Raw genomic sequence first — 26,216 nt, forward strand, 5'->3', positions numbered from 1 at the left:
TAATGGCAAAACAGATAAGCGAGCTAAAATTAGGGATATTAGGCGGTGGACAACTCGGCAGAATGTTGATACAAGAGGCAATCAATTACAATTTAACCACCTTGGTTTTAGATCCTGATCCTGACGCACCTTGTAAACACATTGCTAATAAATTTGAATGCGGTTCAATTACAGATTTTGACACGGTTTACAACTTTGGCAAAAAAGCTGATATCATTACTATTGAAATCGAAAAAGTAAATATTGAGGCATTAGAACAATTAGAAAAAGAAGGAAAATTGGTATTTCCACAATCTCGAGTTATTCGATTAATTCAAGATAAAGGTGTACAAAAACAGTTTTTTAAAGAGAATGATATTCCAACAGCTCATTTTCAATTAGTAAATTCGAAAGATGATTTAACGAATGGAAACTTTGCTTTTCCATACATTTTAAAGCAACGTAAAGATGGCTATGATGGCAAAGGTGTAATGAAAATTAACAACCTTGCTGATATAGAAAATGCTTTTGAAGTACCATCCTTAATAGAGGAATTAGTAGATTTTGATAAGGAAATAGCAGTAATTGTAGCTAGAAATGCCAATGGCAACATGAAAACTTTTCCAATGGTGGAAATGGAATTTAATACCGAAGCTAATTTGGTAGAATTTCTAATTTCACCATCAACCTACCCAGAGGATATTCAAAATAGAGCTGAAAAAATTGCATTAAACATTGCATCAGCTTTGAATATTACCGGAATATTGGCCGTAGAAATGTTTGTGACTAAAGATGGAAACATTTTAGTGAATGAATTAGCTCCTCGTCCACACAATAGCGGTCACCAAACGATTGAAGGAAACTATGTTTCACAATTCGAACAACATCTACGTTCAATTTTCAATTTGCCATTGGGCGATACTCGTTCAATTAGTAATGCCGTAATGATAAATTTATTAGGCGAAAAAGGACATGATGGTTTAGCGAAATACGATGGTTTAGAAAAAATAATGGCTATTGATGGGGTTTATGTACATTTATATGGTAAAAAATATACTAAGCCTTTCCGCAAAATGGGGCATGTTACTATTGTAGATCAAAATCGAGAAAATGCAATAGAAAAAGCAAGATATATCCAACAAACCTTAAAAGTAATTTCTTAAGAAACAAATATTAAAAGTAGACAATATGAGTGCAAAAGTAGGTATAATTATGGGCAGCAAATCTGATTTAAACGTGATGCAAGATGCTGCTGATATCTGTAAAGAATTTGGTGTTGAGTTTGAGATGACCGTTGTTTCTGCACATCGTACACCAGAACGCATGTTTACCTACGCAAAAGACGCAGCTAATAGAGGTTTAAAAGTAATAATTGCTGGTGCAGGTGGTGCAGCTCACTTACCTGGAATGGTTGCTTCTATCACAACTTTGCCTGTAATTGGTGTTCCTGTTAAATCTTCAAACTCTATTGATGGTTGGGATTCTATCTTATCAATTCTTCAAATGCCTAATGGTATTCCAGTAGCTACAGTTGCTTTAAATGCCGCTAAGAATGCTGGTTTATTAGCTGTTCAAATTCTGGCAACTGCCGATGATTCAATCACTCAAAAAATGCAAGCATATAAGGATGATTTAAAGAAAAAAGTTGAGGAAAGCGCTGCTGAAATGTAAATGTAGTCTCTTATGTTTGCGTCATTCCCGCGTAGGCGGAAATCTTTAAAAGCTGTAATTATTAATTTGTTGTATTACGATTGCCAATCGAGTTGGCAATGACGAGTTAGAGCTTAATTAAGGCTAGGATCACTTGGGAAATTGCTAACATGAGCGTATTTTGGACCTAGATTAACAATTACTTTTCTCCATAACTCTTCTTCGTTATGTGAAAAGACAATATCTTGATGATATTTACCAGATACAATCCATGTATTGGTGTTAATCTCTTCTTCCAATTGTTCTTGCCCCCATCCAGAATAACCTAAGAAAAATTTCACTTCATTTTCAGAAATGCTATTGTTATTCACCAATATCTTAAGTGTTTCGAAATTTCCTCCCCAATAAATTCCGTTGGCAATTTCTTCCCCACTATTTAATTTATCGTAACAGCGATGAATAAAATGAATAGTATCAACCTCAACAGGTCCACCAATAAAAATTGGGTAATCAGCTTGTCCTAAATCAGGTACTAAATCTTTTAATAGTAAACTACTGGGCTGATTTAAAATAAAACCAAGCGTGCCTTCTTCTCCATGCTCAGCCATTAGTATAACTGAACGTTTAAAATTTGGATCATTTAAAAACGGTTCAGAAATCAGCAATTTTCCAGCAGAAGGGACAATTTTACTTAACATTTGCGAAATTTAGCTAAAAGTTTCAATGTTGCAAAGTTAGAAAGTTGTAATGTTCAATCATATTTAGTATGGATGTTGCAAAACATTTAAACATTAAAACATTACAACCTTTCAACTAGTTTACACTATTTTTGTAATATGGAGGTTACTAAAGAAACACTAGAAAATTTAAGGCAAGATTATCGTTCTGAACAACTAAACGATAATGACATCAATAAAAGTCCAATTAAACAATTTGAGAAATGGTTTTCTGAGGCTTTGACTGCCGAAATATTTGAACCCAATGCAATGACTTTGGCAACAGCTGATAAATCTGGCAAACCAAACGCTCGTATTGTTTTACTAAAAGGATTTGATGAAAATGGGTTTAGTTTTTACACCAACTATTTAAGTACAAAGGGTAAGGAATTGAAGAAAAACCCACAAGCTTGTTTAGTTTTCTTTTGGGCGGAATTAGAACGTCAAGTTCGGATTGAAGGAAAAGTTGAAAAACTAAGTAAAGAAGCTTCAGAAAAGTATTTCCATTCGCGTCCAAAGGGAAGTCAGATTGGCGCCATCGTTTCTCCTCAAAGTCAAGTTATAACAGATAGACAACTATTAGAGGCTAAGGTTGAAGAATTAACCGCAACTTATCAAGATAAAACAATTCCTAAACCAGCGCATTGGGGTGGATATATTGTTAAACCAACATCTATAGAATTTTGGCAAGGTAGAACAAGCCGTTTACACGATAGAATTAAGTACGATTTAATAAATGGCAAATGGCAAACTAATCGTTTAGCTCCTTAAAACAAAAAACCCGCATAATGCGGGTTTTTTGTTGAGTGTTAATTTATTAATTAATTATGGGTTCTGCGGACCAATGTTTGGATTTGCATTAATCTCATCTCTTGGAATGTACCATTCCCATCTTACATCACCAGCTGGTAGCGTTAAGAAGTTAGCAACAGATGCAGCAACATAGTTAGGAACATTTGCTACTGTTCTGTCTAATGGTAGGTTTAAACGTTTCAAATCTAAGTATCTGAAACCTTCACCCCAAAGCTCAATTCTTCTACTGAATAATATCTCGTTGATTAATGTAGCACCAACACTTGTTGATAACACATAACTTGGATTTCTTTTGAAATTCAATGTAAATAAAGTTGCTTGAGCCAAAGCTGTTTGTGGCACAGCAGATTTCGCATAAGCTTCAGCTAAAATTAAATACATTTCAGAAGACCTCATTAATGGAACATCTCCTAAAGAAGGGTCACCTACAGTTTTAACGGAATATTTTCTGCTCATATAAGGTTGTCTAACAAAAGAAGTTAATGGCAACGGGAAGTTAGCAGTTGTTGGTGCTGGCTCCCACATTTTTGCTCTAACATCTGTTGCAGGAATTTGTGCATATAATGCAGAGTTAATTCTTTTTGGAGTACCTCTTTCGTAAGAGGTATTTGCATTATAAGCAATCTGTGCAAAGAATGAACCAAAAGTATCACCTTGCTCAAACGTTGGCATCATTGCCCACATTACCTCAGATAAGGCAGGAGCATTGTTAAAACCAGATTGGTAAGCGGTTGCATCCATTAATGGATAAGCACCACCATCAATTACTTGCTTAGCGTATGTAATCGCAGTTGGATAATCTTGCATAGTTAAGGCAACTCTTGCTTTCAATCCTTTAGCAACCCAAACGTCAGCATGACTCTTGTTTACTTTGGTTGTTACATTTAAAGCAATTGCTGCATCAAGATCTGCATTGATTTGTGTATAAACAGTCTCAACACTTACTCTAGGCATTTGGCTATCTGTAGATTTTAACGGCATAGGTACGGCTAATTGATTATTAGGTTTTGCTGTTGCATCATATCTTTTGCCATAGAATTGTACTAGGTAAGAATATGCGTATGCTCTTAATGTTAGAGCCTCTGCTTTGATTCTGTTTTTTTCAGATTGAGTTCCGCTTGCATTATCAATATTATCAATTATTGCGTTGGCATTACCAATCATTCTGAAGAAAGTTCTGAATACCCAAACGTTAGAAGGATGAGTGTCAGTTCTAGGAGCAACATAATTACCCTCACCTGTAGAGGTAAACCATGTTGCAGTTGCTTGATGCAAATCTTCTCCCATAAAATCAACTGCTAGCAAAATACCGCCAACACCTGGTTTGCCTTGAGCATTACTTGAAGTCGTTGTAGTTCTTTCGAACATATATCTATAAATACCATTTAATGCAATATTCGCATTTGAAGTACTGGTAAATACAGCTGAATCGTCAATCTTATCAGTTGGCGATACGTTAAGGTAGTCTTTTTTACAGCTAGAAGCAGCTAATAATACAACCACACTTGAAAATATAATTATTTTTTTCATCTCTTTTATTATTACTAGTTATAGTGAAAGACTTAAACCGAAGCTATAGATTCTGCTAGGTAAATATGTTGTACTATTTACCCCATCGAATGACTCTCTAGGATCTAAACCTCTTCTTTTTGAAATTGTTCCTAAGTTTTCTCCAGTAACAAAAATTCTTGCACCAGAAACATCAACTTTGTTTAACCAGGCTTTAGGCAAACGATATGATAAATTTACGTTAGAAAAACTAATATAAGAAGCATCAATCAACCATCTACTTGAAGTAGCATTAATGTTTGTAGTGTTACCAACATCTAAACGAGGGATTTGACTTGTCTTATTAGTAGTTGACCAAGAGTTAGCAGCATCTGCATGTAATGAAGCACCATAGCTAACACTCATTAAACCTTGATAAACACTATCATAAAACTTACCACCAATTTGATAATTTACTAAGAATGATAACGATAAATCTTTATAACTAAATGTATTAGTAAATGAACCAACTAAATCAGGAATCGCAGTTCCAGAATAATCAAATTTAGCTAAAGTCTGATTAGTTACATATTGTACACCATTAACAGTTCTCATACTTCCTGCTGCAGTTCCATCGGCAGGAATGTATAATGAAGAACCATCACTTGGATCAACACCCGCATATTGTCTTAAATAAAAAGCATAAAAATCTTTACCGACTTCTCTTCTTTTAGTTCCAGAAATAATGGTTGGGGTTTCAGCTGGTAATTTGGTAATTTCATTTTTGAAAATTGTCCAATTTGTTACTAAATTCCATTTAAAATCATTAGCTCTCAACACGTCACCACCTATCTGTAGCTCCCATCCCCTATTTTCCATCGAACCGATATTTTGAAGCACAGAGGTTACTGAATTAGATAATGGCCTTGGCACACTAAAAAGTAATTTGTCTGAACCTCTTTTGAAATACTCTAATTCACCAGTCAATCTATTTTTGAAGAAACCAAACGACAAACCTAAGTTTAAAGTTTTACTAGTTTCCCATTGCAAATCAGGTGTTGCAACAGTAGATAATAAAGCACCAGGTTCTGTACCGTTGTTCCATCCAAGATCATAAAATGCTTGGTAATCATAATAACTAGACAGTGAGTTATTTCCAACTTCACCATAAGAAGCTTTCAATCTTAAATCACTAATCCAGTTAACACTTTTCATGAAATCTTCTTTAATAACGCTCCATGAAGCACCTGCAGAGAAAAATGTACCCCATCTACTTTGAGGGGCAAATCTTGAGCTTCCGTCTCTTCTAAGTGATCCTTCAACAAAATATTTTTCTTTGTAATTGTAAGTTGCTCTAGAAAGATAAGACTCGATTGTTTCTTTATCTCTTGCACCACCAACACTATTAGGTGTAACAAAGTTACCAAACTCAGTATTACCTTGTAAAATTAAAGATGTTTTAGAAGCGTTGAAGTTTCTTGTGGTGAAATCATACGTCTCATGGCCAATTGTTGCCGCGATATTATGGTTACCAATTGTTTTCCTATAATTTAGTAATTGATTAAATGTATAAGATCTAATTGTTGTTGAACTATTAGATGCAGCACCTCCTACTGAAGCACCATCACCAACAGTTGGATTTTGATAAGTACTAGATACATTATTTCTAATATCAATATTAATCGCAGGAACAAAAGTGAAGTCTTTTAAGAATTTAACTTCAAAGTAAGTTCTACCACCAATATTATTTCTTCTCGCTAAGTTGTCATTTAAGATTGTTTCATACACAACATTACGACCTGGTAAAGCTCCAGTTGGACGGTTAATAGATCCTGGATGCTGCCCATAATCGTAATAAAATTCACCGGTAGCAGGATTCAAGATCTTATTTCCAGCAGCATCTCTTGCAAATACAGGGTAAATAGGGCCCATATTTCTAGCAAAGAGAAACGGATTGATAATACTACTTCCACTACCACTTCCTGCATCTTGTGCATTAGTTAAATCACTAAATGATGCAGATAAGTTCAATCCCGTTTTTAACCATGGTTTAATTTGACCATTTACATTCATACGAGCATTGAATCTTTGTAAATCAGATTTCAAGATATATCCATTGTCCTTCAAATAACCAAGTGATACAAAATAATCTGCCTTTTCTGTTTTACCAGAGAAACTCGTGTTTACATCAAGTCTTTTACCAGTTCTTTGTAATGGAGCATACCAATTGAAATCATCATATAGTAAAGATGCATTAGGATTAAGCTTTCCATCAGTACCAACAATTGCATTATTAGGTACATTAAATGGATTGTAAACCAGGTTGGTTGCGACTGTGTTTGTTGCATTTTGTGATGCAACGGCCTCAGATTGGGCTGGTGATGCCGAGAACATCAAGTTGTTTTTGATTGCTTGCCAATATGCTGGGTAATATTGATAAGCATCAAGTCTATCATATTCAGGTGTACCTCTTTCTGAAAATCCTTGATTAACTGTTGCATTAATCGTAGAAGAACCTAAATTTTTACCACGTTTTGTAGTAATAATAATTACACCATTTGCAGCTCTTGCTCCATAAAGTGCTGATGAAGATGCATCTTTTAAGATCGAGATGTTGTCAATATCGTTAACATTAATGTCACCAATACTACCATCATACTGAGAGCCGTCTAAGATGATTAAAGGACTGCTAGATGCAGCAAATGATCCAAAACCACGTAAACGAATAGTAGTACTAGCTCCTGGTTGGCCATTACCTGAAGTAGTAGCAATACCTGGAGAAGAACCTTGCAACAACTGAGTTGCATTAGTTACTGTACGTCTTTCGATGTCAGCTGAGCCAATAGTTGCTACTGAACCTGTAATTGCTTCTCTTTTTTGAGTACCATACGCTACAACAACCACCTGATTTAATGTACTTGTTGAAGATGTAAGTATTATGTTAATTACGGATTGAGTGCCTATTGTTCTTTCAACTCGCTCAAATCCTAGAGAAGAGAAAACCAAAACTGTTGTTGAACTAGGTACAGAAATGGTAAAATTACCGTTTGTGTTAGTTTGAACAGCATTGTTTGTTCCTTTAATTTTTACAGATACACCAGGAATAGGGAGACCATCGTCTGCACCTGTAACCTTACCCGTAACATTTTTGTTCTGTGCAAATGCTGTACTAATGGTCAGCAATGCCAAAACAAATAATTTAAGTAATTTTTGTTTCATTTACGTTAATTTTAATGTGAAATAATTATTGTTATAACATGCAATATACAAGTAGTGTAACAATGTTGCAACATATTTGCAACATTTTTTTTACAAACAAATTCATAATCGTAATTGTTATAAATTATTTTTTGCCAAAAAAACTGACTAAATCGTTTTTTATTATTCTAAATTTCATTTTATAAAGTTTTCAACATTTAAGCCTAACAATTTAATAAAACCCATTAGTAAACGTAAAACCTTGTTGTTTTTAAACTTGCTTTATCATCCTTATTCCTCTAGATTTGTTTAATCAAAATGATGAAATGAAAAACATAACAGTAATAGGTTCAGGAACCATGGGAAATGGAATTGCACATACATTTGCGCAGTTTGGTTACCAAGTAAATTTAGTCGACATTAATATAGATGCTCTAGGAAAAGCAATGGCAACTATTACCAAGAATTTAGAAAGGCAAATCGCTAAAGGAACATTAACTGAAGAGGAAAAAAATTCAACTCTAGCTAATATTACCACAGTTACAGACTTACAAGCTGGTGTAGAAAATGCTGATTTAATTGTAGAAGCTGCTACTGAAAATATCGAATTAAAACTCAAAATATTTAAAGACTTAAATCAATTCGCTAAACCCGAGGCGATTTTAGCGAGTAATACCTCTTCTATTTCCATTACTAAAATTGCTTCAGTCACTACTCGTGGTGATAAGGTCATAGGGATGCATTTTATGAATCCAGTTCCTGTAATGAAATTGGTTGAAGTAATTAGAGGTTACGCTACAAGCGATGAAACCACTAATTTGGTAATGGAACTTTCAAAAAAGTTAGATAAAACTCCTGTCGAAGTGAATGATTATCCAGGTTTTGTAGCTAATAGAATTTTAATGCCAATGATAAACGAAGCCATTTATACGTTGTATGAAGGCGTAGCTGGTGTAAATGAAATCGATACAGTGATGAAATTAGGCATGGCTCATCCAATGGGCCCATTACAATTAGCAGATTTTATTGGATTGGATGTATGTTTAGCCATATTAAATGTTCTACATCAAGGTTTTGGAAATCCGAAATATGCACCATGTCCATTATTAGCAAATATGGTAATGGCAGGCAAAAAAGGTGTAAAATCTGGCGAAGGTTTTTATGATTATAGTAACGGTGTTAAAGAAGCTAAAGTTGCAGCTAAGTTTATCTAAAACCCGTAAAGGAGCCTAAAAGCGAGCAAAAATATTGCATCATAAAAGGAAATCACTTTTAGAGGATTTAGAGGTTAAACTATTATCTTTACCAAATGAACGAAAATCTTGATCCTTCTTCAGATAACTTATCTCCTATTGAACGTGATATTGAAAAAGTATTACGCCCACAAGAATTTGAGGATTTTACAGGACAGGAAAAGATTTTAGAAAATCTTAAAATTTTCGTTAAAGCTGCCAAATTACGCGGTGAGGCTTTAGATCATGTTTTATTGCATGGTCCTCCAGGATTAGGAAAAACAACCCTTTCTTATATTATTGCCAACGAAATGGGTGTTAATATCAAAGTAACATCTGGTCCTGTATTAGATAAACCAGGTGATTTAGCGGGATTACTAACCAATCTTGAAACTGGCGATATTCTTTTCATTGATGAAATCCATCGTTTATCACCTTTGGTTGAGGAATATTTATACTCAGCAATGGAAGATTTCAAGATTGATATTATGCTTGAAAGTGGTCCAAATGCTCGTTCTGTACAAATCAGTTTAAATCCTTTTACTTTAGTTGGCGCTACAACTCGTTCTGGTTTATTAACTGCGCCATTAAGAGCTCGTTTTGGAATAAATTCCCGTTTAGCCTATTACGACGCTAAAATATTAACTACCATCGTTTTACGCTCATCAGAAATCTTAAAAACTCCAATTACAGATGAAGGCGCTTATGAAATAGCTCGTCGTAGTCGTGGTACACCTCGTATTGCAAATGCACTTTTGCGTCGAACCAGAGATTTCGCTCAAATAAAAGGAACTGGAAGCATTGATACTGAAATTGCTCGTTATGCCTTAACAGCTTTAAATGTTGATGAGCATGGTTTGGATGAAATGGACAATAAAATTCTATTGGCCATTATCGATAAATTTAAAGGTGGCCCAGTTGGACTAAAAACCATTGCAACAGCGGTTGGTGAGGATGATGGAACAATTGAAGAAGTTTATGAACCTTTCCTTATTCAGGAAGGGTATTTAATGCGTACTGCACGTGGTAGAGAAGTAACGGAAGCAGCATATAAACACCTTAATCGTATTAAAATAGGTCAGACAGGCAAACTTTTTTAGTCTTCTTACTGTTATTTATACAAATAAATTTTTCTAACATTAGGTAGAAATTTTCTTTCCTACCTTTTACCCTGTTTTATGAATATAGAAATAAGAAAACTCACAATAGAGGATTACAAGGATTTACGCGAATCGATGGTGCAAGCTTACGATACAAGTGGAAATGGAATTTGGAGTAAAGCTAACATTCAAAATTTGTTGAATATTTTTCCAGAAGGACAACAATGTATCGCAGTAGACGATAAAGTAGTTGCTTGTTCTCTCTCTATAATTGTAGATTATGATATTTTTGGAGATAGTCATACATACGAAGATATAACTGGTAAATACACATTCTCTACTCATACAGCCAGTGGTAATGTATTATATGGTATAGAAGTTTTTGTCCATCCAGAATATCGTGGATTGCGTTTGGCCAGAAGGTTATATGAAGCTAGAAAAGAACTGTGTGAAACGTTGAACTTAGAAAGTATAATTGCAGGCGGTAGAATTCCTGGATATCACGAGTTTGCAGACAAATTAAGTCCAAGGCAATACATCGATAAGGTGAAGTCAAAAGAAATTTATGATCCAACACTAACTTTCCAAATCTCAAATGATTTTCACGTTCGGAAAGTCTTAAAAAACTATTTACCAGGCGATTTAGAGTCAAAAGAGTTTGCAACACTTATAGAATGGAACAATATTTATTATCAGGATAATGTTTCTGCTAGGTCTGCTAAAATAATTAGATTGGGTTTAGTTCAATGGCAAATGCGTTTGTTCCCTGATATTGATGCATTTTATGAGCAAGTTAAATTCTTTGTAGATGCAGTAAGCGGTTATAAATCGGATTTCATCATGTTTCCAGAGTTTTTCAATACTCCTTTGCTAGAGCCTTATAACCATTTACCAGAAATGGAAGCTATGAGAAAACTGGCAGAAAGCACAGCTGAAATAGTTAAAAAAATTCAAGAATACGCTGTTTCTTATAACGTAAATATCATTTCTGGCAGCATGCCAATTATAGAAAACGGAAAGCTGTACAATGCTACCTATTTATGTCATAGGAATGGATTAACAGAAGATTACAGAAAAATACATATCACTCCTAACGAACAAAAATATTATGGAATGTCTGGTGGAGATAAAATTGGTGTTTTCGATACGGATTGCGGTAAAATTGGGATTTTAATCTGTTATGATGTTGAGTTTCCTGAACTGAGCAGAATTTATGCAGACCAAGGAATGCAAATTTTATTCGTACCATTTTTAACTGACACACAAAATGGATACACTAGAGTAAGAAGATGTGCACAAGCAAGAGCAATAGAAAATGAATGTTATGTGGCCATTGCGGGTTGCGTTGGAAATTTGCCAAAAGTAAATAATATGGATATTCAATTTGCTCAATCTGCTGTATTTACACCGTCAGACTTTGCCTTTCCTACTAATGCAGTTAAAGCAGAAACTACGCCTAATACAGAGATGATGTTGGTGGTTGATGTTGATTTACATCTTTTAGATGAACTTCATCATTTTGGTACTGTTAAGATACTAAAAGACAGACGAAAAGACTTATATGAAGTTAGGTTATTAAAATCCTAAAGAATATTACCATTCTGAATTGCTGTAATTTGAGTAACTCAGAATGGCAATTCTGTTATTTTGTGACATTGTTTCTAAAGAATATAAAATAGACAATGAGCAATACGACAACTATAATTGGAATAATCCATTTCATTGCTTGTCCAGCACCTTTATTATCTGGTTCATTTACTGTTGGCGCTGGTCCAGGATTATCTTTATGAGCTTCATAATTCGTTTCAACTGGCGGAGCTGATTTATTTGGGTCTTCGGTATGATTTGGCGTTGAATTTTCCATGATTTTGTAGTTTAGTTTTCTGTGAAAGGATAATTCCAATCCACCAATTAACAAATGTAAAGCATAAAAGGTTTTTAAGGCAAAAGCCTATCTTTGCAAATCTATGTTCAATAATTCTGCAAAATATAGTCAAATGATTAAAACCGAGGCTTTACGACTTGGTTTTATGGCATGCGGAATTGCTAAGGCAGAATTTCTAGAAGATGAAGCACCTCGTTTAGAGAATTGGTTAAAAAATAGTCACCATGGCGAAATGACGTACATGGAAAATCATTTCGATAAACGTTTAAATCCAACATTATTGGTTGATGATGCAAAGTCTGTAGTTTCGTTTACCTGAAATTATTTTACAGAAGATAAACAGTTAGATACCAATGCTCCTAAGATTTCTAAATATGCGTATGGAACTGATTATCATACGGTAATAAAAGAAAAGCTTAAAGAACTCTTAGCTTTTATTAAAGCCAATATTGGTGAAGTTTCTGGGCGATGCTTTGTTGATTCTGCACCTGTAATGGATAAAGCTTGGGCGCAAAAATCAGGTTTGGGTTGGCGTGGTAAAAACTCAAATTTAATTAGTAAAGATGCTGGATCATTTTTCTTTTTAGCAGAGCTGATTATCGATTTAGAGCTGGAATATGACGCTCCTTTTGCAGCTGATCACTGTGGTTCTTGCACACGTTGCATTGATGCTTGTCCCACAGATGCAATTATGGCTCCCTATGTAGTTGATGGTAGCAAATGCATTTCTTATTTAACCATTGAGTTGAAAAATGAAATTCCTAACGAGTTTAAGCATAAAATGGAAAACTGGGCATTTGGATGTGACATTTGTCAGGATGTTTGTCCTTGGAATCGATTTGCAATACCACACCAAGAGCCAGCATTTAAACCCGCTCTTGAGTTATTACAACTGAATAAAACTGAACTTATTGAAATGACAGAAGAGGTCTTCAAACAAGTGTTTAAAGGTTCAGCAGTTAAAAGAACAAAGTTTACAGGGTTAAAACGAAATATTGATTTTTTATATCAAATCTAATATGAAGCAAATATTCATTCTCTTCGTAGTTTCAATTTTCTTTCAAAATGCAACTGCACAAGAATTAAAATTAAAAACTCGCAAAGCCGATGCATTAGGAGCCAAAGCTTTTGTCAACACAATTATTGATAGCAATTTAAGTTTGGTAGATCGAGAAAATAGTATTTACAAGGAAATTAAGAGTGGTAATATCCCTGATTTTTTAAGAAAACTGAAAAAGGTCAGTTATACTTCAAAAATAAATAATCAAGAATATTCGATAGATTTTTTTGTATTACCAGATTATGTGGCAATTGGTAGTAATGATGATTATATGTATATGCCAATGACGCCAATTTTAGCTCAACGTGTTGCTAATCTATTAAAATGTACCTTACCGACAAGAAAAATGGTCGATTTAATTTATCAAAATGCAAGTATAAAACTAGAGCCACAACCTATTCCTCCAACTAAAGCAATGACAACTGTTCCTGTTTTTATAACTCATAATGAATTGGTTAAAACACAGTTGACACCTTATTCTATTCAGCACAATAACAGTGAATTAACAGCTGGAAATAAAAAAGATGTTATTATCAGTAATAAAATTTATACTGAAAAAACTCCAAAAGTAGTTATTTATGGCTGGCATAAATTAGATGGAAAAGCGATACAACCACTTTATAATAAACACACCAATACTTGGGCAGATTATAGTCACGGAATTCGGCTAATTCAAAATAAAGTACTGGTAAACGGTAAAAAAACTACCATAGCTAAAATTTTAGCAGATCCAAATTTAAATCACTTATTAAGTGATGAGGGTGTGATTGAAAAAGCATATTACCCAATTACAGCATACCAATAATTATCCTATCGTCATTCTCGTGAAAACGGGAATCGAAAGGTGTTTAGCAATCAAGATGCGTTAAGATTCCCATCCGATAGCTATCGGATCAAGTTGGGAATGATGATTTATTTTTTCAATCTTTTGTTAAATAAACAAGATTAAAGCGAACACGAACTAAAGCAAAAAGCCCGACTAACATTAATCGGGCTTCTGTATCTGTTCAATGGAACTCCTTTGGAACTTTTCTAGTTCCTTATAACAAATGTATTATCACTCCTGTTTTTATCTGGTACATGATCACTTTTCATCACTACTTTGCTAATTTGTTTGTTGGTTTTTAGGGATGATATAAAGGTTTTATTCTCCTTTTCCCAAACACCAATAGTATGATGTACTTTTTCGATTGAGTTATCACTATACGTAATTGTTAAATCTATTGGCAAAGGTTTATTGCTTTTATTTTCGATTTCAATATCATATCCAGCATTGGTTTTATTTACTGATTTAATTGCCATATCAGTTACACCTTCATCAAAAAACCAACGTTTCCAAAACCAATTCATATCTTTACCAGCGCCAGTATTCATGCTATAAAAGAAATCGTAAGGCATTGGATGTTTACCATTCCACTGTGTAATATAATTATGTAAAGCCTTAGTAAACAATTCATCACCTAAATAATCTTTAACAAAAAGATAACCAAACCCTGGCTTAGGGTAAGAATTTGTGAATGAACCAGAACCTTTTAATTCGGTAGTTAATGTTACAATTGGACTATCATCTTTAGTACCCGAAGAACTTCCTGTTGGTGCAACGCCATAATCATCTACGATTGTGCTATCAATCATTGGTGAAATTAACCACTCGCCTATTGTTGCCCAACCTTCATCCATCCAGCCGTATTTGGTTTCATTTATACCCATGTAAAATGGGAACATAGTATGAAAAATTTCATGATCGGTTAGCGTAATGGCATCAAATTTATTTTGAGTTGGATTATCATTTACCATCATTGGATATTCCATTTGATCTAATCCATCAAATACTGTTTCATGACTATACGGAAAAGGCCATTTTGGAAATACATAACTCATGGCGTGAACTGTTTTACGAGCAAAATCAATTACTTCATAATAATCTTTATGTTTTTGATTGAATACCGCATCAACTCTAGTTCTTCTACCTGTTTTTGGATCTACAACCAAACTATTAGATTTCCACAAGTAATGGTTACTGGTTGCAAAGGCAAAGTCTACCACATTTTTAGCATCGAATTTAAAAGTATTGAAAGGTTTCTGAGCAGTTACTTTATTTTGCGCTAATTCGGCGCTATCAATCACATTAATTGTTTCATCACTTTTATTAGCTAATTGATATTTTTTGTAAATGTTTTTTGCAAATAATTCAGCACCATTTGATAAATCGCCTGTTGCCCAAACTGTATAATCTTTTGGAACAGTAATGGCTGCTTTAAAATTGCAAAAATCATTGTAAAACTCCTCAGCTCCACTGTATGGGATTTTATTCCAACCATCTACATCATCATAAACTGCAATTCTAGGGAAGAAATAAGCAATAAAATGTGCGCCTTCATCTACTTGACCCGTTCTTTGGTGAGAGCCTTTATTTAACATATAGCTGTACTCAATTTTAAAATTCATCGTTTTACCTGGCGCCAATGCAGGAACTTTAGTATGCATATTCGTTCCATCAATTACTAAAGTTGAGGTATCTTTAGCTTGATTATTTAACAAAACACTTGTGATTTTAACACCATCACCTAAATCTCGTTCATTCAATTTAGATTTTCTAACAACTCCTTTTTTATAAAGGTTTGGATACAATTTAAACCAGATTTCTTCTAAAACATCTGGACTATTGTTGATATATTGAATTTCTACAGTTCCCTTTACTACTCTTGTTTCAGGATTAAAATCTATTTTAAGGTTATAATTAGCAGTATTTTGCCAATATTTTGCTCCTGGCGCTCCACTAACATCACGTGTTCCTTTCTGGTAAGTTTGTTGAAAAACTTGTCCCATTGGAAGTTGAATTGGAAGTTGAGCTTTTGCATATAAACTCGCCAAGAATAGAATGCAGAATAATTTTATTTTCATATTAAGTTATAGGTATTAAAAGAGTTTATTTGCCAAACTTCATTTTTAACTGCTCCAACATATCATTATTAATTGGTGCAGCAGGTTTTTCTTTTTGTTGAGGTTTTGTGGCCGTAACTTCAGTTTTTGGCACGTGAGTTTGCGCCCTGGCGGCTTTTTGTTCTTCTTTCTTTTTATTCCATCTCACCCAAATCTCCTCTAATTTCTTTTTTGTGTATAAAGGAAAATCACCCTGCTTCATCCATGCGTAATAACTTGGTTCTGCATCAAAAACTTGTTCAACAGTTTTACCTTTATGCTTACCGAAATTAATCGTCTCTTCTCCGTTTTCATTATAAACCATTCTACCTGCAAAATCTACCACCTTATTCATGTTGGTAAAACTGTGCAATAGATCTACATCATTTTGTACAGGCTTCGATTTGTTCCCTTGCTTATCTTCAAATTCAATATCTTGATATTTATCAAGCTGCGCTAATAAAACCTCATAAGTCGCTTTAATATCAGCCTCTGCAGAATGTGCATTAATGATATCTTTTTCGCAATAAAATTTATAAGCAGCTTTTAATGTACGCTGTTCCATTTGATGGAAGATATTTTGCACATCGACAAATTTTCGATCACTCATATCGAAATCAACACCAACTCTTAAGAATTCTTCTAACAACATTGGTATATCAAATTTATTAGAGTTGTATCCAGCTAAATCTGCATCACCAATAAAGGTTGCAATTTCTTTTGCAATGGCACCAAATGTAGGTTCGTTTTTGATATCCTCATCATAAATACCATGTATCAATGAAGTAATTAAAGGAATTGCCATTTCAGGATTAATCCGCTTTGTTAAAATCTCTTCAGATCCATCAGGCATCGCCTTTAGTATAGCAATTTCTACAATTCGATCTGCGCCAACGTTTATCCCTGTGGCTTCTAAATCGAAAAAGGCTAAAGGCCGTTTTAAATTTAATTTCATTTTATTTTAATATATATTGAGGTATTGCTAGTATGATAAATGTTTCTTTTTCAAAAATGCTAAAAAGGTTTGGTTAGTTCTGTACTATTCAGCTAAAATTTTAGTTGAGATTTATTTCATATTGTTAATTAGTAAAATTAAATTGCTATAAATTAACTGACCTCTTTATGAAGAAAATTTTAGCCTTAACCTGCTTTTATTTTACACTCTTATCTGCTCATGCCCAGAACTTTAACTTTGGAGCAATTACATACGATGATTATGAATTTAACAAAAGAACATTAGATAGTAATGCAAATGCCGTGGTTTTAAAAGAATTTGGAACTGCAACCTTACAAATTGACGATGCTACTGGAAGGCTTATGTTAATGTTTGATTACCATGTAAAAATTAAAATTTACAATAAAGAAGGATTTAGTCAGGCTAATATTGTCATTCCTACTTATAAAGATGACACAAGAGAAGAGCTAATTCAAAATCTTAAAGCTTCTACTTTTAATTATGTTGATGGTAAATTTGTAGAAACTGCAATGGACAAGAAAGCAGTATTTACAGAAAATAGATCTAAATACACTTCATTAACCAAATTCACTTTACCAAATATTAAAGATGGCTCTATTATAGAATATAGTTATCATTTGCAATCTCCAAACTATTTTAATTTTAAAACATGGGAATTCCAATCAGATATTCCTAAGGTTTTTAGCGAATATGTAGCTTATATACCAGCAAACTTTAATTACAATGTAACACTTCGTGGATTTAATAAATTAAGCGATCAAAAAGCCGAACTGAGTCGAGAATGCTTACGATTAAATGGGGTTGCGATAGACTGCTCAAAAATGACTTATAATATGAAAAATGTGCCTGCATTTTTGGAAGAAGATTATATGACAGCTGCTAGTAATTTTAAGTCGGCAATTTATTTTGAGCTTTCAGATATGCAAATGACCAATGGAAGCAAACAGAGCTTTACAAAAGCATGGAAGGATGTTGATTTCGAATTAACATCTGATAAGAATTTTGGTTCGCACATGAAGCGTAAAGATGTTTTTAAAGATTTAATGCCATCCATTTTAAAAAAAACTACAGACGATTTAAGCAAAGCCAAAGCGATTTATGATTATATCAAGAAACAAATAAAATGGAATAATTATTATGGAAAATATAGTGAGGAAAATATTAAAACTGTTCTTGAAAGTAGATCTGGCAATGCAGCTGGCATAAATTTAAGTTTAATTGCAGCACTGTCTGCAGCAGATTTAGATGCTGAAGCAGTTATTATTTCTACACGAGATAATGGAAATGTAAATAAATTATTCCCTATTATAAGTGATTTTAATTATGTGGTGGCTAAAGTTAATATTGGAGAAAAAAGTTATTTATTAGATGCTACAGAACCCTTATTACCTTTCGGATTATTGCCTTTACGTTGTATAAATGATCAAGGTAGAGTAATTAATCTTAAAAAACCATCGTATTGGATAGATTTAAAAGCAGCTCAGAAAAGTGTTACAAATTATTCGTTAACTGGGAAATTAAATCCAGATGGAAAAATTACAGGTACAATTATAACTACCACCTTTGGCTATGCGGCTTTTAATAAACGAAAAGACATTAAAAAATATAATTCTACTGATGAATATGTGGAGAAACTGGATGAAGGACTGGCAAAATTAAGTATCTTAAAACAAGAGATCTTAAATATTGATAGTGTAGAAAAACCTCTTGTAGAAACATATGAAGTTGAATTTGCAGCTCATGATGGTTCAAGTAAAAATCAACTCTACATTAACCCTTTCTTTATTAATCGTATTTCAAAAAACCCTTTTAATTTGAACGAAAGAACGTATCCAGTAGATTTAGGTTCTGCATCTGATGAACGAATTTCAATAACCATCAGTTTACCAGAAAATTATGTTGTACAAGAAAAACCACAAGACATGGGTTTAGCTTTACCAGCAACAGGAGGTCGCTATTTATTACAAACTACATTAACAGATAATAATCTGATATTAAATCAAGTTTTGCAGTTTAACAAAGCCATTTACGGTCCGGAGGAATATCTTTATCTTAAAGAGTTTTACAGCAAAATCATCCAAAATCAAAAAGCAGATTTATTATTAAAAAAAGCTGATTAATGAAAGTTACATCCCTATTTCTTATAATGTTTCTAAGTTTTTTTATAGGTTTTGCACAAGACAATTATGATGCTGAATTAATACCCGCTACACTTCGAAACAGAGCAAATGCAACCATCAGGAATGAAGAAACTGTTGTAGACATGCGTATGCCAGATAATGTAGTTTATTCTGTTAAACAAGCCATTACTGTTTTAAATAAAAATGGTGAGAATAGTGCTCGTTTAGTTCTATTTTATGACAAAAATACTTCCATCAAAAGCATTAAAGGCGAAATTTATAACGAAGTTGGTAAACTAAGTGGTAAATTTTCGCAAAGCGATTTTAAAGATGAAAGTGCTGTACAAGATTTCTCTTTGTTTGAGGATAGTCGTGTAAAACATTACCTACCTTCCGTAAACACTTATCCATATACCATAGTTTATACGTATGAAATACGTTATAAGCAAAATCTGATTATCCCGGATTGGGCGCCAAAGCCTGCAAACGATGTTTCTGTAGAGATAAGCAGTTATACTTTTATTTGTAAGCCAACTGATCAATTTCGTATTAAAACTCAAAATTTAGCTAACAAGGCTGTAGAAACTGTAACTGATAAGCAGAAAAGTTTAGTATGGACTGTAAATAATCTAGTAGGTGTAAAACCTGAACCTTATAGTCCCGATAGAGAAAACTATCAAACTAGTGTTAAAATTGCACCTCAAAATTTTAATTATTTCAACTATAAAGGCGATTACACTAATTGGCAGGAGTTAGGAAAATGGGAATATGATAATTTATTAAAAAATCGTAAAACACTTTTACCTGCAACTATTCAAGCCATTACAGATTTAGTTAAAAATGAAACCACCGATAAAGAAAAGGCTAGAAAAATATATCAATACCTACAAAATAAAACACGTTACATTAGTGTGCAAATAGGCATTGGAGGTTTTCAGCCTGTTACCGCTGCAGATGTAGACCGATTGGGTTATGGCGATTGTAAAGCATTGGTTAACTATATGCAAAGCCTGTTAGATGTGGCTGGTATCGAATCATATTATTGTATTGTACAAGCTGGCAGTCAGAAAAAGAGTTTAGATCCTACATATGCAAGTATGAATCAAGGAAACCATGTTATTTTATGTATGCCACTTAAGGGCGATACAACCTGGTTAGAATGTACTAGTCAGAAAATTCCTTTCGGTTTTTTAAGTGATTTTACAGATGATAGATATGTATTAGCTTGCACAGCAGATGGAGGTAAATTATTGCGCACACCAAAATTAATTACATCAAAAAATCTTCAAATAAGTAAAGCAGATTTAAGTATAGATAAAGATGGAAATGTAACTGGGAATTTAAAAACAATATTTTCTGGTGCACAATATGATAATCACGAAGAAATTGTCGACAAACCTTTAACAGAGCAACTGAAGCTTTTAAAAGAGGTCTACGACATTGATAATATCAATTTCGATAAAATTGAATACAGTCAAAAGAAAAATATTGAACCAGAACTCACAGAAAATTTAGCTTTAAATATTAGAAACTACGCATCAATAAATAATGGAAAAATGTTTCTATTATTAAATGCCTTTAACATAAAAGCAACTATACCTGATTCTAAAAACAGAACATTACCTGTTTATTTAAATCGCGGTTACACTGATATAGACACTATCGCTTACACCCTACCTGAAAATGTAATTCCACTTATCGAACCAAGTAATACAAACATTTCTAGTGAATTTGGTTCGTACGTTTCAAAAACTATATTAGAGGGAAATAAATTAATATACTATCGGAAATTTGTAATGAATGATGGTACATTTCCAGCAGAGAGTTATGCAGCATTTTTTAAATTTATAGCTGATGTAAATACTGCAGATCACCTAAAATTGGTATTTAACTTAAAAAAATAATCCCGAGACCAATACCGATAATCATAATTAAATACATCAGAATTTCTGTCGTAGCAAAACGTTTGTATTTCGTCCAAAAAGAATAATCGTGCTTAGGAGTAGCCATAAAAAATCCCGAATTTTATTTCAAGATAAAGGTAGGTATTTAACTATTAATTGTAATGCCTAGCATCATTAAACAAGCAAATAAAATCTTTTTCATTTTTTTAAGGTTTATAATCTCCGTGACCTATATTTTTTACTAAATCTTCTAATTCTGTACCGGTAAATTCTTTCTCGAAAAATGTTCGTCTATTATTTATTACAATCAATGTAGCTGGTAAAGCACCCGACCATTTTTTATCTACATTGTCTATAAATGCTTGTTGATTGGGCTCATTAATTACATAAACTTCCGATTTCAATTTATGTTTTTTAACAAATGGAATAACATTAGATTTTAATTTAGATTTAAAATCCATACTAACCAAAATCACTTTTATAGGTTTTTTGAAATATTCGGTCTTTAAATTCTCAAAATGTGGCAATTCCTCAACGCATGGTCCACACCAAGTTGCCCAAAAGTTTAGTACATAGGTTGTATCTTTTCCCTTGGCAAATCTTTTATCTAGCTCATTTAATGATACTAATTTAACTTGAGCGTTTACTGCAAAAGTTAATGTTAGCAAAAATAAAATCAGCAAATATTTCATTAGACTAGATTTATTTAGTCAACAACTTCTTAACCTCTTGTTCTACAAATTTGTGTTTAGGAACTAATTTTTGATTTTGTTCATCGTCAATTCTGCCTATGTATTTAATTAAAAATCCATTCAGTTTTTTCTGTAATACCACAGCTGTTGGCGTTTCTTTTATGCCCAATAACCAAGTATATTTAAAATTATCATCGGATAAGTAAGGAAATGTAAACTTCTTGTTTATTGCCAATTTCTTCATTTCAGCCATCGCATCTAGCGGATATTTAATCGGATCATCACCATAAGGACCGATTGCTACTACAGGAAAACCTTTAACTTTATATTTCTTATCTAAAGCCATAATTCTAGGCTCATAGGCTATACAATGATCGCAGGTTGGCGTCATAAAAACTAAAATAAAACCTTTCGCAGTTTTTTGGGCTTTTAAATCATACACATTTCCCTTGGTACTTAACAAAGCCAGATTAGGCAATACCTCACCAACTTTTAACGTTTTTTGGGCATATACAGCCGATGTTAAACCAATTATTAAACAAAGAGAGCTAATTATTCTACGCATATTATTATTTTAAAGTTCCTGTTTTTACAATTGCATTCTGATAAACAGGCATATTCAGATCATCAACTACAACACCTCTGGTAGTAGAAGCATGTACAAAAAAATTGTTATTCAAATAAACGCCAACATGGTCTACTTCATTGCCTCCAAAAGAGAAAAAGATAAGATCACCTTCTTCTAAATTTCCCTTGTTTTTCTTTTTTATAGCCTCTGCCTGATCTTTTGATCGCCTTGGCAAAGTATGCCCATAAATATTCTTTTCTAACAGCAAAGCAAAACCAGAGCAATCTATTCCACTTTTATCCATTCCACCTAAGCGATATTTAACACCTGTCCAATCGGTAATAAAACGATATAGATCTTTACTTTTTAATGCAGCCATTGCATCAGCTGCTTTCGCTGCTTTTTCACTAGGCTTAACCGTATATTTTCTAGTACCACATGATGATAAAATCAACACTAAGACTAAAATAAAGCTATAGAGTTTAAAATTGCAGCTTTTCATACCTATGTTTTAATTAACCGTTGTATTTCATCCAATTTCAGTAAAGCTTCAACTGGCGTTAACAAATTTACGTCTAGGTTATTTAAGGTATCTCGTATTTTTACTAACACTGGGTCATCAATGGCAAACATTTGTAACTGATATGCCTGATTTTGCACCTTCTTAATGCTATCCTTAATACTTTGCCCTTCAGTTCTATCAATCTCTAAACGTTTTAATATTTCGTTAGCGCGATTAATTAATTTCGACGGCATTCCCGCCATTTTAGCTACATGAATTCCAAAACTATGTTCACTACCACCTGGCACTAATTTACGCAAGAAGATTACTTTATTGTTCATCTCTTTAATCGTCACATTAAAGTTTTTAATGCGGCTCATGGTATTTTCCAACTCATTTAACTCATGATAATGCGTCGCAAACAAAGTTTTTGGTCGTGCAGTTGGATGTTCATGTAAAAACTCTGCAATTGCCCAAGCTATAGAAATACCATCATAAGTACTTGTACCGCGACCAATTTCATCTAACAAAATTAAGCTTCTATCCGATATGTTATTTAAAATACTGGCCGTTTCATTCATTTCTACCATGAATGTACTCTCGCCGCTAGATAAATTATCTGATGCCCCAACTCGAGTAAATATTTTATCGATTATGCCAATATGAGCTGACTTTGCAGGAACAAATGAGCCCATCTGCGCCATTAAAACAATTAACGCAGTTTGTCTTAAAATAGCCGATTTACCAGACATATTCGGACCAGTGATGATAATTATTTGTTGACTATCATTATCTAAAAACACATCATTAGTAATGTATTCATCGCCTGTTGGCAACTGTTTTTCTATTACTGGATGGCGACCGCCTTTAATATCTAATTCCTTTTTATTGTTTAAAATCGGTTTGGCGTAATGGTTTTTAATCGCTAATTGTGCAAAACAAAGTAACACATCTAATTGCGCAACTAAATACGCATTTAGCTGAATAGGTTTAATATAATGAGAAACCTGATACATCAATTCATTGTACAAACGCACTTCAATAGCTTGAATTTTCTCCTCTGCACCTAAAATCTGCTCTTCATATTCTTTTAGTTCAGGCGTAATATATCGCTCTGCATTTACCAACGTTTGCTTACGTATCCAACTTTCGGGCACTTTATCTTTGTGCGTATGGGTAACCTCCAAATAATAGCCAAAAACGTTATTAAAAGATATTTTTAAGGATGGAATTCCCGTTGTAGCCGCTTCTCTTTTCTGTATTTCTACTAAATATTCTTTTCCGCCAAAGGCGATTTTACGTAAACGATCCAATTCCTCATCTATCCCATCGGCAATTACATTTCCTTTAATCAGCAAAGCTGGAGGATCTTGATTTAGCTCTCTTTCTAACTTTTCTTTAATGCTTAAACAAGGGTTTAATTGCGATGCTAGTACAGTTAAAAATGGATTTTCGGTTTGTTCCGCTAGTTTTTTAACATCATCTATATGAGATAAAGCTCGCTTTAATTGTACCAATTCTCTCGGACCAGCTTTTTGCAAACCAACTTTAGAAATTAATCTTTCTAAATCTCCAATAGGTTTAATGTGTGTTAAAAATTCTTGCAAAAGTTCATCGTGATGCACCAAATACTCCACCATTCCCAAGCGCTCTTGTATAGGTTTTAGTTCTTTTAGTGGCATAATAATCCACTTGTGCAACATCCTTGCACCCATTGGGGTGCAAGTTTGGTCTAATACATCAAATAAAGTCACTCCGTTATCGTTAGCCGTACTCACCAATTCTAAATTGCGAATGGTAAATCGATCCAACCACATGTAACGTTCTTCTTCCAGCCGGGAAATAGAACTAATATGCTGCAAATTGCGATGCTCGGTTTCGCCCAAATAATATAAAACCACCCCCGCTGCTACAATACCAGCTTGCAATTTATCAACACCAAAACCTTTCAGTGAGTTAACCTCAAAATGTTTAGTTAATATTTCATTAGCATAATCTGTAGTAAAAGCCCAATCGTCGAGATGAAACGTATAAAATTTATCACCAAATAGGTTTAAAAATTCCTGACGTTTACTTTTCTGGAAAACAACTTCTGTAGGTCTAAATCCTTGCAAAAGTTTATCAATATATTCTGCATTGCCCTGAGCAACTAAAAATTCACCTGTAGATATATCACAAAAAGCGACACCTATGTTTTGTTTATCAAAGAAAACAGCAGCTAGGTAATTATTGGCTTTCTGACTTAAAATATTATCATTGTAAGCAATCCCAGGTGTTACCAACTCCGTTACGCCACGTTTTACAATGGTTTTAGTCGTTTTAGGGTCTTCCAACTGGTCGCAAATTGCAACTCTTTGCCCTGCCCTAACCAATTTAGATAAATAGTTTTCTAATGAATGATGAGGAAAACCAGCCAACTCTAAAGCCCCATTTGGACCAGTACCACGTTTCGTTAAAACAATGCCTAAAATTTGTGCTGTTTTTACTGCGTCCTCGCCGAATGTTTCGTAAAAATCTCCAACTCTAAATAACAATAATGCACCAGGATATTTCGCCTTAATGGTATTGTATTGTTGCATTAATGGTGTTACGGTTTCTTTTACTTTGGCCAAAATCTTTATCAATTACTAAGGTGTAAATATAGCATCTTGAGGCTTAGTCTTGAAGTTTTGTTAAAAAAATATATAGTTGTGAGTAGTTTATCTGCGAGTATTTCTTTGCTTCGATGAATAGAATTATCACTAGTTAAATTAATATGGGCTATCTTTGAAAAAAATAAAAACAAGAATGGCAGTTTTACATAGAAAAGAAGAAAAAATACAAGTAGTGTTGGGCAGATTACCTAAAAAATACACCGACGAGCAGTTTGTAGAAATGTTCATTAAATTATATTCTAAAGATTGGGGTAAAATTAAATCAGCATATATTAAACAATCTCAGGATAAAGAACCTGGAACGGTAATTAATATGCCGAAACCTGATTTGTATTTAAAACAAGTTTTAACTTCTTATTTAAAGCAAAATGTTGCCATCAAGGCTGATGATAAACAAGAATCAATTGTTGATGAACAACCTGTAGCTAAAAAAACGAAAGCACCTACTAAGAAGAAAGTTGAAACAGTTGAAGAAGCTGTTGTAACTACAAAAAAACCAAAAGCTGTTGCTAAAAAGAAAATTGAAACAGTTGAAGAAGTTATAACTGCCAAAAAAGCAAAAGCACCTGCTAAAACGAAGGTTGAAACAACATAAAGATAATACAATAACAACTCAAAGTAGTGGAACGACAACTTAGAGCATTTGAATTGCAACTTAGAGTGTTAGAATGACAACTCAGAGCATTGGAACAACAACTCAGAGTAGTGGAAATTAATACTACTGTCATTCACAGTTTAATCCGATAGCTATCGAATG

Annotated in this window: 20 protein-coding genes and 1 pseudogene; 11 read left to right on the forward strand and 10 right to left on the reverse strand. The window is 33.5% G+C overall.

Annotation, left to right across the window (positions count from 1 at the left end):
* Positions 1 to 2: 2 nt before the first annotated feature.
* Together WC622_RS08215 and purE are read left to right on the forward strand one after the other, a co-directional pair.
* A complete protein-coding gene (locus WC622_RS08215) occupies positions 3 to 1,142 on the forward strand; it encodes a 5-(carboxyamino)imidazole ribonucleotide synthase (RefSeq protein ID WP_372819041.1) in 1,140 nt (379 codons plus the stop codon).
* Between the two features lie 25 nt (positions 1,143 to 1,167).
* Positions 1,168 to 1,650, forward strand: coding sequence for a 5-(carboxyamino)imidazole ribonucleotide mutase (purE, locus tag WC622_RS08220; RefSeq protein ID WP_372819042.1), 483 nt, complete (start codon positions 1,168 to 1,170; stop codon positions 1,648 to 1,650).
* Between the two features lie 113 nt (positions 1,651 to 1,763).
* On the opposite strand, the gene WC622_RS08225 is transcribed toward purE, so the two are convergent.
* Positions 1,764 to 2,327 carry a YqgE/AlgH family protein gene (locus WC622_RS08225; protein WP_372819044.1) on the reverse strand — a complete coding sequence of 188 codons (564 nt, stop codon included), beginning with the start codon at positions 2,325 to 2,327 and terminating at the stop codon, positions 1,764 to 1,766.
* Positions 2,328 to 2,465: 138 nt separating this feature from the next.
* Between WC622_RS08225 and pdxH the strand changes: the two genes are divergently transcribed.
* The gene (pdxH, locus tag WC622_RS08230) at positions 2,466 to 3,116 is read left to right on the forward strand and encodes a pyridoxamine 5'-phosphate oxidase (protein ID WP_372819046.1); all 651 of its coding nucleotides are present in this window, start codon (positions 2,466 to 2,468) and stop codon (positions 3,114 to 3,116) included.
* A 54-nt stretch (positions 3,117 to 3,170) separates the two neighbouring features.
* Here the strand turns inward: pdxH and WC622_RS08235 are convergent, their stop codons facing one another.
* Positions 3,171 to 4,688 (reverse strand): RagB/SusD family nutrient uptake outer membrane protein, encoded by a 1,518-nt coding sequence (locus WC622_RS08235; protein ID WP_372819047.1) that lies wholly within the window; start codon positions 4,686 to 4,688, stop codon positions 3,171 to 3,173.
* Positions 4,689 to 4,706: 18 nt separating this feature from the next.
* Positions 4,707 to 7,865 carry a SusC/RagA family TonB-linked outer membrane protein gene (locus WC622_RS08240; protein WP_372819048.1) on the reverse strand — a complete coding sequence of 1,053 codons (3,159 nt, stop codon included), beginning with the start codon at positions 7,863 to 7,865 and terminating at the stop codon, positions 4,707 to 4,709.
* A gap of 305 nt (positions 7,866 to 8,170) precedes the next feature.
* Between WC622_RS08240 and WC622_RS08245 the strand changes: the two genes are divergently transcribed.
* From WC622_RS08245 to WC622_RS08255, 3 genes are all read left to right on the forward strand, one after another.
* Positions 8,171 to 9,058, forward strand: a complete 888-nt coding sequence (locus WC622_RS08245; RefSeq protein ID WP_372819050.1) for a 3-hydroxyacyl-CoA dehydrogenase family protein — start codon at positions 8,171 to 8,173, stop codon at positions 9,056 to 9,058.
* A gap of 95 nt (positions 9,059 to 9,153) precedes the next feature.
* Entirely contained in the window at positions 9,154 to 10,176 is a 1,023-nt protein-coding gene (ruvB, locus tag WC622_RS08250) for a Holliday junction branch migration DNA helicase RuvB (RefSeq protein ID WP_372819052.1), read from the forward strand.
* Between the two features lie 78 nt (positions 10,177 to 10,254).
* Positions 10,255 to 11,763: a GNAT family N-acetyltransferase gene (locus WC622_RS08255; protein ID WP_372819054.1), complete on the forward strand. Its 1,509-nt coding sequence runs from the start codon at positions 10,255 to 10,257 to the stop codon at positions 11,761 to 11,763.
* Between the two features lie 55 nt (positions 11,764 to 11,818).
* On the opposite strand, the gene WC622_RS08260 is transcribed toward WC622_RS08255, so the two are convergent.
* Entirely contained in the window at positions 11,819 to 12,040 is a 222-nt protein-coding gene (locus WC622_RS08260) for a hypothetical protein (RefSeq protein ID WP_372819056.1), read from the reverse strand.
* A 103-nt stretch (positions 12,041 to 12,143) separates the two neighbouring features.
* Here WC622_RS08260 and queG point away from each other — a divergent pair.
* Positions 12,144 to 13,079 (forward strand): annotated as a pseudogene (gene queG / locus WC622_RS08265) (tRNA epoxyqueuosine(34) reductase QueG).
* A gap of 1 nt (position 13,080) precedes the next feature.
* The gene (locus WC622_RS08270; RefSeq protein ID WP_372819057.1) at positions 13,081 to 13,926 is read left to right on the forward strand and encodes a hypothetical protein; all 846 of its coding nucleotides are present in this window, start codon (positions 13,081 to 13,083) and stop codon (positions 13,924 to 13,926) included.
* 227 nt (positions 13,927 to 14,153) lie between these two features.
* On the opposite strand, the gene WC622_RS08275 is transcribed toward WC622_RS08270, so the two are convergent.
* Both WC622_RS08275 and WC622_RS08280 read right to left on the reverse strand, forming a co-directional pair.
* Positions 14,154 to 16,025: a M1 family metallopeptidase gene (locus WC622_RS08275; RefSeq protein WP_372819059.1), complete on the reverse strand. Its 1,872-nt coding sequence runs from the start codon at positions 16,023 to 16,025 to the stop codon at positions 14,154 to 14,156.
* Between the two features lie 25 nt (positions 16,026 to 16,050).
* Complete coding sequence (locus WC622_RS08280; protein WP_372819061.1) at positions 16,051 to 16,998, reverse strand: exonuclease domain-containing protein; 948 nt, start codon at positions 16,996 to 16,998, stop codon at positions 16,051 to 16,053.
* Between the two features lie 167 nt (positions 16,999 to 17,165).
* Here WC622_RS08280 and WC622_RS08285 point away from each other — a divergent pair, with 167 nt between their 5' ends.
* Entirely contained in the window at positions 17,166 to 19,139 is a 1,974-nt protein-coding gene (locus tag WC622_RS08285) for a transglutaminase domain-containing protein (RefSeq protein ID WP_372819063.1), read from the forward strand.
* A gap of 26 nt (positions 19,140 to 19,165) precedes the next feature.
* Positions 19,166 to 21,043, forward strand: coding sequence for a DUF3857 domain-containing protein (locus WC622_RS08290; protein WP_372819065.1), 1,878 nt, complete (start codon positions 19,166 to 19,168; stop codon positions 21,041 to 21,043).
* 206 nt (positions 21,044 to 21,249) lie between these two features.
* On the opposite strand, the gene WC622_RS08295 is transcribed toward WC622_RS08290, so the two are convergent.
* Genes WC622_RS08295 through mutS form a run of 4 tightly spaced genes read right to left on the reverse strand, consistent with a single transcriptional unit; the run spans position 21,250 to position 25,384 of the window.
* A complete protein-coding gene (locus WC622_RS08295) occupies positions 21,250 to 21,735 on the reverse strand; it encodes a TlpA disulfide reductase family protein (protein ID WP_372819067.1) in 486 nt (161 codons plus the stop codon).
* 10 nt (positions 21,736 to 21,745) lie between these two features.
* Positions 21,746 to 22,300, reverse strand: a complete 555-nt coding sequence (locus tag WC622_RS08300) for a redoxin family protein (RefSeq protein ID WP_372819069.1) — start codon at positions 22,298 to 22,300, stop codon at positions 21,746 to 21,748.
* A 4-nt stretch (positions 22,301 to 22,304) separates the two neighbouring features.
* Positions 22,305 to 22,805 (reverse strand): C40 family peptidase, encoded by a 501-nt coding sequence (locus WC622_RS08305; RefSeq protein WP_372819071.1) that lies wholly within the window; start codon positions 22,803 to 22,805, stop codon positions 22,305 to 22,307.
* Between the two features lie 2 nt (positions 22,806 to 22,807).
* The gene (gene mutS, locus WC622_RS08310; protein WP_372819075.1) at positions 22,808 to 25,384 is read right to left on the reverse strand and encodes a DNA mismatch repair protein MutS; all 2,577 of its coding nucleotides are present in this window, start codon (positions 25,382 to 25,384) and stop codon (positions 22,808 to 22,810) included.
* Between the two features lie 187 nt (positions 25,385 to 25,571).
* Here mutS and WC622_RS08315 point away from each other — a divergent pair, with 187 nt between their 5' ends.
* Entirely contained in the window at positions 25,572 to 26,054 is a 483-nt protein-coding gene (locus WC622_RS08315) for a hypothetical protein (protein WP_372819073.1), read from the forward strand.
* Positions 26,055 to 26,216 lie beyond the last annotated feature (162 nt).

Source organism: Pedobacter sp. (genome assembly GCF_041662865.1).
Classification (GTDB): Bacteria; Bacteroidota; Bacteroidia; order Sphingobacteriales; family Sphingobacteriaceae; genus Pedobacter.